Source organism: uncultured Nostoc sp. (assembly GCF_937863485.1).
In the GTDB taxonomy this organism is placed as follows: Bacteria; Cyanobacteriota; Cyanobacteriia; order Cyanobacteriales; family Nostocaceae; genus Nostoc.
This window is the reverse complement of the sequence record NZ_CALMFY010000058.1, coordinates 1-9,480: the sequence shown is the minus strand read 5'-3', so window position 1 is coordinate 9,480 and position 9,480 is coordinate 1. Positions and strand designations below refer to the sequence as shown.

The following is a 9,480-nucleotide window of genomic DNA, read 5'->3' as shown; positions in this document are numbered from 1 at the left end:
TCGCACTTAAACAACTTCATTGGCATGGCTGATTGCTCCTTGTGCAATAAGCTGATAAGAAGATAAATTCTTCTATGTCTTTGGTTTGATCAAGAAACTTGTTTGACTTCCTTGATTTCAAAATCCTATCAACCTTTTTAATTAATAATAGTCAATCTGGTAACAATCACATAAATAAATATTGGAAAAATAGAGATAAATCAGTTATAAATAGACAGTTCTGTCTAAATTATAAATAATTAAATGTCTGATATATATAATATTTTTAGTAGTTTCAATAGACAGACTATTCTAACTATAAATAAAGAGATAAATGATTGAGTTTCTATCTAAATTCTTGATGTTTAGCTTGGAGAAATCAGCGATATTTGCTCAACTCGAAACAACAGAATAACGCAATTATTAGCTTTCCAGCTCTCTAGCTGATGACTAATTGTAACCACGAATACTGTTTGTAAATTAATTGATCAGCGCAAGTAATTTGGCCAGATGTATGATATTCTTGATTTATAGGGAATCTAAATCGCTAAAGCACAAAGGATCTCCAAGCACTTGCGCTCTAGTGAAAAAGCCAAATCCCATAAGTTAACCAATGATTTGATGAACTGATGGTCTTGCTCCACAAGTCTCTGGAGGATTGTGAAAGTACTTGATCGGTAGCAGTTCCGGAGTTCGGGGGGACTTTGGTCTGCTTGCAGTTCATCAATCACTTTTGGGATAAACCCTTTATTCTTTACAGATAGTTTTTCCTTAAGTCCTTAAAAAGAATCGAAGCTTTGGCGAATGAAAGAATAGAATAAGCAATCGATAACAGTGTTTACGCTCTAAGCAACTGGATAAAACAAACTTAATTCAACATCCATATGGATGAAACACCCTGGTCTTTAAAAGGAATCAAAGAATGGTTAAGGGTGTTTTCAAATTTTCAATTCTTGTTAATTTATCCTGGTGATACACATCATTGTATAGAGTTGAAAATTAAGGTATAACGGTGTAGTTATTTCTGATTATTACACTGTATATAATGGCTATGATGTAAAAGCCTAACAGAAGTGTGAAATATTTGACACTTTTACAGCTTAACTTCAAAAATATAGTCAAGCTTCAGGTTTAAACACTCCTGAAATTAGAAAAATCTTTGTCAGTATTATTGATGAAGTATTTAAAAATTACATGTTAATCAAGGATGTGATCTAAATGACTAAACCAAAAACACCTCGTAAATCTGTTCACGATCGCATCCTAAATACAGCATCAGGCTTGTTTTATCGAGAGGGAATTCGCAACGTCGGTATTGACAGAATCATTGCGGAATCTGGCGTTGCTAAAATGTCGCTTTATAATCATTTCAAGTCAAAAGATGCATTGATTGAAGCGTGGCTGCAACAACAGGATATACAATGGTGCGAATGGCTCAAAACTACGATTGAGGAACAAGCTTCTAACCCATCTCAACAACTACTGGCAATATTTGATGCCCTGCGGGAATGGTTTGAGAGTCCAGATTTCCGAGGTTGTGCATTCATTAATGCTTCAGTGGAACTAGCCAATGCTGACCATCCTGGACATCGGGTAGCATTAGAACATCAACAATCGATTTACCGCTATATCAAGAGCCTTGCTCAATCCGCAGAAGTTTCATCACCGGAACAGTTAGCTAGGCAACTGCTTCTGTTGGTGCAAGGTGCGATCGTGGTTGCGATGATGGAAGGAAGTTGGTCAACCGCTTCACAGGCGAAAAAAGTGGCGGTAGCACTAATCCAGACTGCATCAAAATCCGGCGTTACATGAAGTCTATTATATGATTTAATGTAAAAAATCACACTGCAACTAAGTTCGGAGCAGTCAGGGATGAGAATTCATTACTTGCAACATGTGCCATTTGAAGGACTTGCTAGCATTGAACAGTGGGCGACAAAGAAAGATTATATTCTCACTGCAACTAAGTTTTATAACGGTGAAACTTTACCATCTGTTGATGACCTAGATTGGGTGATAGTAATGGGTGGCCCGATGAATATTTACGAGGATGATAAGTATCCCTGGTTGACGTTAGAAAAACATTTTATTAAAGAAGCAATCAAGAAGAATAAAATAGTTACTGGTATTTGTCTTGGTTCGCAGATCCTCGCTGATGTTTTAGGTTCCAAGGTTTACAAAGGTCAAGAAAAAGAAATAGGTTGGTATCCGATTGAAGTGACAACAGAAGCACAAAAATACCCTGTTTTTGCTTCATTTCCTACGTCTTTGTTTGTGTTTCATTGGCATGGTGATACTTTTGACTTACCTTCGGGTGCTGTACGATTAGCATATAGTGAAGTATGTCCAAACCAAGCTTTCATTTATGGAGATAGAGTATTAGGTTTACAATTTCACCTAGAATCAACTAAAGACAGCATTCGGCAAATTATTGAAAATTGCGTTTCGGAATTAGTTGCAGGTAAATATATTCAGAAACCCGAAGAAATGCTGGCACGGGATGATAATTTTAGTAATATAAATACTGCCATGTATGGAATTTTAGAGTACTTTACTACTTTTATGAAATAAATTATTATTTATCACGCAATACAGTTCAGTTATGGCTCAAAAATAAAACTGATGTTAGGTTGGGGAGCCAGTGCGTTGCGGGGGTTTCCTTCATTGTAGCAACTGGCGTTTGAGGAACGTAGGCGCAGCTTACCCTGCGGGAAAGCGCATCTCAAACCGTCATTGACACGGTAGTTTTAGGGTTCACCCAAAACACAAATAAGTTCAAAATTACTAAACTGAGTCAAGGGGTGGGATTGACATTTTCGTCTTTATGTGGTAAAAAAACCTAAAGACCTACTTGATGTTTTTTCAATCATTTACTGCAATTCATCTTATTTGGAATGAAAAATCGATATTCAGGGACTTCCAAAAAATAAATTATTTACTAAAAATCAAAAACCCACATTTTAACAATAATGATAATCATTTTAAGGGGGTAAGAGGCACCTCTTACCCCCTTAAATATTCATGAAAAACTTTGCACTTTGTAATGAATTTCAGGTACATGATAATAATTAATATTAATGATTTTACAGTCAAAATATTTTAGAAACTTTGACTAAAAATTAGGTAGTTCCACAACAAATGTTGATAAACCATCTACCTAGATTGGGAAATTTTTCATGTCTAGAATTGGTAAGGCACTGAATTTGTCTTTCAATTTCATCCTTGAAAGGGCGACACGCGCCTCATATTCCAAGTGCTGCAAAGGTTTGACCGAATTATGGTAAAAAAGATAGGTGAATTATTGTCAAGAAGACCTATCTATTGAAAATGTTACCTTTATTGTATTAAACTATCTTAGAAAATCACCTTTCAGAGTCCGAATTGTTGTTTTTAAACCTGCTGATTAATGTCCTACAAGATAAAAAAGCAAGTCAGTCTAGAAAAAATACCTAATGCTTTACTTGTACCAATATTATTTGGTCTCAAACAAGTTCTTGATTCTATCTCTCCCGAAGCTAGCGATCGCTTCTATTTGTGCACGGAAGCTAACACTGTTTTTAGCCTGATGTCAGCGTTAATTTTTCACGCTTATTGGAGTTGACCATTTTCATCAAGTGCTGATTGAGATAACTTTGCGCCGAAATGTACAAACTTTCCCAAATTTCTTGGTTGCGACTGATTTTTGTACCCACTGTATTTCCTGCTATTTTTTCTGATACCAAGTATTTACGATAATAGTTTATCCACAAGTGTTGCAGAAAATCCTCGGCGAATTCCTCAAACGGCAGAATCCATTTATAGTCTTTATCCAAAAATACGCGATAGGATGCAATTATTGGTAGTGCCAAGTCGGTTGGCGCACCAAACCCAAATGAATACTTGCTGTCTGGCAGAAGGGTATTTTTGCGGGTATCTATTGATGCTAAATCGTTGACACCCTTTTTTCTAGGGTTGCTAATATGCTCGTGGATAACTTCGTAAAGTCTTTGCTCTATCCACAAGGCTTGAGAAAGCAGAGGCAGAAGAATAGTTAATCTTTCCCTTTCTGGATCTGTGATTTTAGAGGGGATACTCATACCTGTCGGGTGCTTGGTTCGTTTATTTCCGTCAGGGTTGTATCTATTTCTATCAAGGCAGTTAATCAACTTCAGCAAATGATTCACATTGCACTGGGCATTTCTGGGAGCGCCGCTTTGATTTTGGTAATAGGCAATGCGGAATTTTTTATCTTTTGCGATTTCTAAGTTGGCTAAGTACTGCTTGAGAAATTTGTAATCTCCTCTAGCATTCACTTTAGAACGTGAATCTACTGGTGTTGTGGTATTGGAAGCCAAGGCTATATCTTTAGCTTCATCTTCTAGCAGTCCGATGTGGATAGTCACTTTTACCCTAGCAAGGCTTAGGTTGTATTTATAGTTTTTAGCACTCTCGAACGCTAAAACTGTGTGAGCGCCATTAATAATTCCATCACTTCCCCCCTCACTAGCTTCTAAAACTTCTAGTTCCAGTGAGGTTTTATTTTTGCTAGGTTTAACTTTATTTGCTGACAAGACTATTCCACTGTGACGCGAGAAAAATTTTTCAGGTTGAGTCGTTATTGAGTCGAAGATTTGTCTGTATGTTGCACTTTTGCGGTTTGGTTCTCTGATGTTCGGTTCTAACGGAAGATCGGTCGGGAATGTGTCTACATGGGCGGTGGCGATGATGCAATTGGGGTTGGCTTGAAAATAGTTATCTATCTTTATATTCCAAGTCTTGGGCATAGTTTATTTTCCTTAAATTCGTTTTGGGCTTGTGGAGTCAGGGATGGGAAAATTGGGCGCTCAACTCAAAGCCGGGCATCGGTTGTCTGCGATTGGAAAATTTGATACAACTGTTCTAAGTTACTCACCTTTCTAGCCCTGTAAGAATGTTTTAAGCCTAACTCAATCCCTTCTAATAGTCCTAACCGAATACCACTGCGTTCAAAAAAAGTGACATCGTGCATACGTTGCTGTGCCTCCAATTGTTCTACTTCCTGCTGAAAGTCTCGCTCTAAATCTTAAGGGAGTGTCAATACCCAGTCTACAAAAGCTAACAAGTTTAAAATATCCTCGCGTTCAAACCTCTGCTGGTAGAATTTCCGTACTAATGTTAGTATTCTGCTGTTTGCGTTATAACCTATCGTTGCGCGTTTGTAGTGCCGTTAGGTGTACCATTACAGTCAGAATGAAAAGGTTACGGCTGGTTTTGAGATCAGACAACCTTCTTCTGGGTCAAATAGTTCTTTTTTAATTAGCGATCGCGCACATCCAGTGAAATGGTTTTCAATCGTCAGCGACTCTTTTTTGTTCGAGCAGGCTAGCAGACCCTGACTCTCTATAGAGTTTTAACCTATTATACGTCCTCTGCCTAAGATTACTGCCAAGTGCTACACCGTTTCAACAGAAGCGTATTTTGAGCAAATTTAAAGCCTAACTCATTCTTTCCTTAACCCAGTTTTTTGCTGTCTTGATGAATTTATACAGGACTTAACCTAATTCACCATTCGCCACTATTACCTAAAACTTCTACATCAGGTGTTTGATTCTGGAGAAGGTCAGTGGACGATTACTACTGCACTCCACTAATAATTAAGCTCCAGAGGTGAAGGTGAGTTTGCAGACAAACTGCTGTCTGCAATGCGCTATAGTTTGGTGGATATCTTAAAGAACATACGGAGATTTAGATCATGACGGCTGCTACCACGCCCAAGGTTCCTGTTGAAGCCTTAATCCGTCCGGCAGAACCTTGTGTGATCGTTATTTTTGGAGCAGCGGGAGATTTAACCAAGCGTCTGCTGCTTCCCGCCCTCTACAATCTCAAACAAAGCAATTTGCTGCGGCAAGAATTTGCTATCATTGGAGTCGCACACACTCCAATGAGCCAGGATGATTTTCGCAGCAAAATCGCTCAAGACATTCATGAGTTTGCAACGGTTCCCGTAGAGGATCATCTCTGGCAACCGCTTGAGCAACGACTGTACTATCTTGCCGGTGAGTTTCAAGAAGCTGACACTTACCATCAGTTGCAAGACTTACTCACTCAAGTCGATCAAGACTATGGCACTCAGGGAAACTATTTGTTCTACCTGGCAACTGCCTCTAACTTCTTTTGCGACATTATTACGCAGCTGGGTGCGGCAGGATTGGTGCGCGAAGACAACAATCAATGGCGGCGAGTCATCATCGAGAAACCATTTGGGCACGACTTGGACTCGGCTCGTACCCTCAATAAATCCATTGGTGCTGTCCTTGAGGAAAAACAGATATACCGCATTGATCACTACCTGGGAAAAGAGACTGTACAAAACATTTTAGTGTTTCGGTTTGGTAATGGCTTGTTTGAACCAATTTGGAATCGTGAACATATTGATCACGTACAGATTACTGTAGCCGAAACGGTTGGAGTCGAAGGCAGAGGCAACTTCTATGAAGGCACAGGCGCATTACGGGACATGGTGCAAAACCATCTTTTTCAACTGCTGGCAATGACGGCGATGGAACCACCGATCTCGTTTTCAGCTGATGAGGTGCGTGATGAAAAGTCAAAACTATTGAAGTCCATAATTCCGCTCACTGCTGAAACTGTGCAAACTGACACTGTAAGGGGACAATATAGTGCGGGAATAGTGAAGGATACTCAAGTGCCTGCTTATCGCTCAGAACCACGAGTTGCCTCCGACTCTACCACTGAAACTTATGCTGCCTTAAAGCTGAACATTGACAATTGGCGTTGGGCAGGGGTGCCGTTTTATCTCCGAACCGGCAAGCGTCTAGCTCAACGCGTCACAGAAATTGCAATTCAGTTTAAGCAAGTACCCTCACTATTGTTCCGCCAAACGTCAATTGATCGTCTCACGCCCAATTTCTTGACCATCCGCATTCAACCAAAGGAAGGAATTCACCTCAAATTTGGCGCAAAAGTGCCTGGTCCCGCCATGACGATGGATGCGGTGGAAATGAGCTTTTGCTACAATGACTACTTTGGCAAGATTCCAAGTACTGGCTATGAAACCTTGCTCTACGACTGCATGATCGGTGATGCGACTCTGTTTCAGCGCTCAGACAACGTAGAACTGGGCTGGAGCGTTGTCAGCCCCATTCTGGAGGCTTGGGCAACCACGTCACCTGAAAACTTTCCCAACTACACAGCAGGCTCATGGGGACCATTGGCAGCAGATGATTTGTTGGTGCGCGATGGTCGGCAGTGGCTCCCGGATTGACCCATAATTCTTACTAGAAATATTGCTGGCATCCATACTTACTTGGCTTTCTTTGAAGTGGAAGGGATGCCCCATTAATTTTCTCTTATTTACCTCGGCAACGGCTTATCTAACAGGAAAGCTGTTAATGAATCAGACCTAAGTTCAATACGCCCCAACTGTTGGGTAACAACCAAACAATATACTTTAACAGTGCTAGCCCCCTCATCTCAAGACTCTTATGTTTTCACTCGGAAATGCAAACTAAAACGAGGATGTTACCAGTTTCACCTGCTCAAAATGCATTTATCTTGAAAAATACTACTTCTTGACAAATTTACCACTCAATGTCAATTTCCAAATAACTGACTTCTCTACGGAACAACTAGCCAAAGCTCCCTTGCTTGCCCTAACAGCGGTGCTATCCTCATTGACAGAGCATACTTCAATCAGGATACCACATGAAAATCTTATGGATTTATGACACAAAATTGACACAATAATGATATATAATAAAGTATAAAATCAACTATGATTTAAAAAATTACCTAGAGTTTCTGTATAATAACTGTACTGTTTATAAATTTAATTTGTTTTAATCAAGTATTAATTAATTTTTGTAATAATATTTCTTAAAGAAGTTAAAATTTCTCTAGATAACTAAAAAAATCAATGTGAGGTGACAGTGAAAATTTTTAACTTATACAAAATTAGCTTATTTTCAGTATTGCTAGTTACACCATTATGTGTTTTTTCTCTGAAAATACTTGCACAAACTCCAACTACTCAAGAGCCAGGACTTATTATCAATAGAGGGTCTACGAATACTTGTAAGTATATAATTCGCGTCTTGCCGTCAGGAAAAGCAACTTATACTGTTTGCAATAGGAAAGGTGCAGGTGAAATTAAAGTCAACACAGCTACTAAATTTTTTAATGATATTTTAGCAGCTAAACCACTATCCAAATTACAATATAAGCCATGTGCAAAATCTGTTTCGTTTGGGACATCAACTGAAATCATTTATCAAGGACAAAAATCTCCAGATATTAGCTGTCCAAGTAATGATTATAGAGTGATAAATCTGTATAATGATGCCAAAAGCATTCAAAAGGAATTGAATTTTTCAACTAATAAAAATCAATTTTCAAATTGAGCTATGATTAGCCTTCATGTTATAAAATATGCCAGATCTGAGCTTGAGGTGAAGATTTTAGTAATTAGTCATGAAACCCTTTTGTGATCATACTATTTACCTATAAAAAGATAATTTGTTAAATTTGTCTTATCGCTCTTTCATCACTCTCTCCAAAGAAAAAAACAATAATCCTTGCCCCATAAGACTTTCAGCCAAAATAGATAATTATAGCTATAATGTTAGAAAATAAAGCTCAAAACCCAGTTTGTGCTTCTTGTTTAAAAATTGGCTGAGATTTTTCTTTGACCAGAGTGATGGAAGAGCGTTATATCAAGTTCGGGTGATTACTTATAATAAAATCTATCAATGTAGGTTGAGTTGAAGTCAGTGAAATCCAACATTTACTCCTTGTTAATGTTGGGTTTTGTTCCTCAAACGCCACTTGCTTTAAGTCGGGAAACCCGCCCAACGCAGTGGCTCCCCAACCTACAGATATTATAGGTATTTATCCGAACTTGATATTACAGTTATTTTCAGATAAATAGACCACACGGTAGGGGTGCAAGGCCGCCCCTACAACAGATGTGGCCAAGACAACGCCAAATCAAGATGTACAGATGCTTGATCCCTGAAGTATCGAGGCCATATAGGAATCATATTTGATTTCTGAAAAAGACTACGAGATAATACAGATGCACAGTTTTGTCTAACAGCCTGATATTTGACTTCTAAATCAAATTCCGGCTTCAGCCACTGTACAATTTTCCCTAATATAAGGTGCTCAACCCTTAAGGACATTCGAGTTTCTCCTGCAACCGCTTACGCATCTGTCAAGAGTATCTTCCGGGTTGCTCCAGGGGAAGCTTTCACCTCTAACAGTTTCCCTAGTCCCTCTTGTCGATACTTTTGCAACCAGCGTGTTACGGTTGAGCCATCTCTCCCCAACATGCGGCTTAATTCCTGATCCGGTGTTACAAGTCCTGTTTTTATCCACCACAGAAGAAGCAATCGTTCTTTCTCAAAATCAGTACGAGCCTGATTGAGACTTTTAGACAGGTATTCAGCCCTGTGACTGATCTCTAAGTTAAAGGGAGCAACGCGATTTTGTGAGGTTGGACAAAAAAGGTGCGATCGCTAATAA

7 protein-coding genes are annotated in these 9,480 nt (G+C 38.9%); 4 read left to right on the top strand and 3 right to left on the bottom strand.

What is annotated here, in order from left to right; translation table 11 throughout:
• Positions 1–1,197: 1,197 nt before the first annotated feature.
• Positions 1,198–1,791 (top strand): TetR/AcrR family transcriptional regulator, encoded by a 594-nt coding sequence (locus tag Q0541_RS08890; RefSeq protein ID WP_298908458.1) that lies wholly within the window; start codon positions 1,198–1,200, stop codon positions 1,789–1,791.
• A 60-nt stretch (positions 1,792–1,851) separates the two neighbouring features.
• A complete protein-coding gene (locus Q0541_RS08885; RefSeq protein ID WP_298908455.1) occupies positions 1,852–2,550 on the top strand; it encodes a type 1 glutamine amidotransferase in 699 nt (232 codons plus the stop codon).
• Between the two features lie 986 nt (positions 2,551–3,536).
• Here the strand turns inward: Q0541_RS08885 and Q0541_RS08880 are convergent.
• Positions 3,537–4,742, bottom strand: coding sequence for an AIPR family protein (locus tag Q0541_RS08880; protein WP_298908452.1), 1,206 nt, complete (start codon positions 4,740–4,742; stop codon positions 3,537–3,539).
• A gap of 65 nt (positions 4,743–4,807) precedes the next feature.
• A complete protein-coding gene (locus tag Q0541_RS08875) occupies positions 4,808–4,966 on the bottom strand; it encodes a hypothetical protein (RefSeq protein WP_298908450.1) in 159 nt (52 codons plus the stop codon).
• Positions 4,967–5,689: 723 nt separating this feature from the next.
• On the opposite strand from Q0541_RS08875, the gene zwf reads away from it, so the two are divergent.
• Both zwf and Q0541_RS08865 read left to right on the top strand, forming a co-directional pair.
• Complete coding sequence (gene zwf, locus Q0541_RS08870) at positions 5,690–7,222, top strand: glucose-6-phosphate dehydrogenase (RefSeq protein ID WP_298908449.1); 1,533 nt, start codon at positions 5,690–5,692, stop codon at positions 7,220–7,222.
• 658 nt (positions 7,223–7,880) lie between these two features.
• Positions 7,881–8,357 carry a hypothetical protein gene (locus tag Q0541_RS08865; protein ID WP_298908448.1) on the top strand — a complete coding sequence of 159 codons (477 nt, stop codon included), beginning with the start codon at positions 7,881–7,883 and terminating at the stop codon, positions 8,355–8,357.
• An 801-nt stretch (positions 8,358–9,158) separates the two neighbouring features.
• Here the strand turns inward: Q0541_RS08865 and Q0541_RS08860 are convergent.
• Complete coding sequence (locus Q0541_RS08860; protein WP_298908447.1) at positions 9,159–9,347, bottom strand: helix-turn-helix domain-containing protein; 189 nt, start codon at positions 9,345–9,347, stop codon at positions 9,159–9,161.
• Positions 9,348–9,480: the final 133 nt, after the last annotated feature.

Bases quoted from the DNA above. Each gene is read 5' to 3' on its own strand.
- Q0541_RS08890 (WP_298908458.1), top strand. From the start codon at position 1,198: ATGACTAAACCAAAAACACCTCGTAAATCTGTTCACGATCGCATCCTA.
- Q0541_RS08885 (WP_298908455.1), top strand. From the start codon at position 1,852: ATGAGAATTCATTACTTGCAACATGTGCCATTTGAAGGACTTGCTAGC.
- Q0541_RS08880 (WP_298908452.1), bottom strand. From the start codon at position 4,742: ATGCCCAAGACTTGGAATATAAAGATAGATAACTATTTTCAAGCCAAC.
- Q0541_RS08875 (WP_298908450.1), bottom strand. From the start codon at position 4,966: ATGCACGATGTCACTTTTTTTGAACGCAGTGGTATTCGGTTAGGACTA.
- zwf (WP_298908449.1), top strand. From the start codon at position 5,690: ATGACGGCTGCTACCACGCCCAAGGTTCCTGTTGAAGCCTTAATCCGT.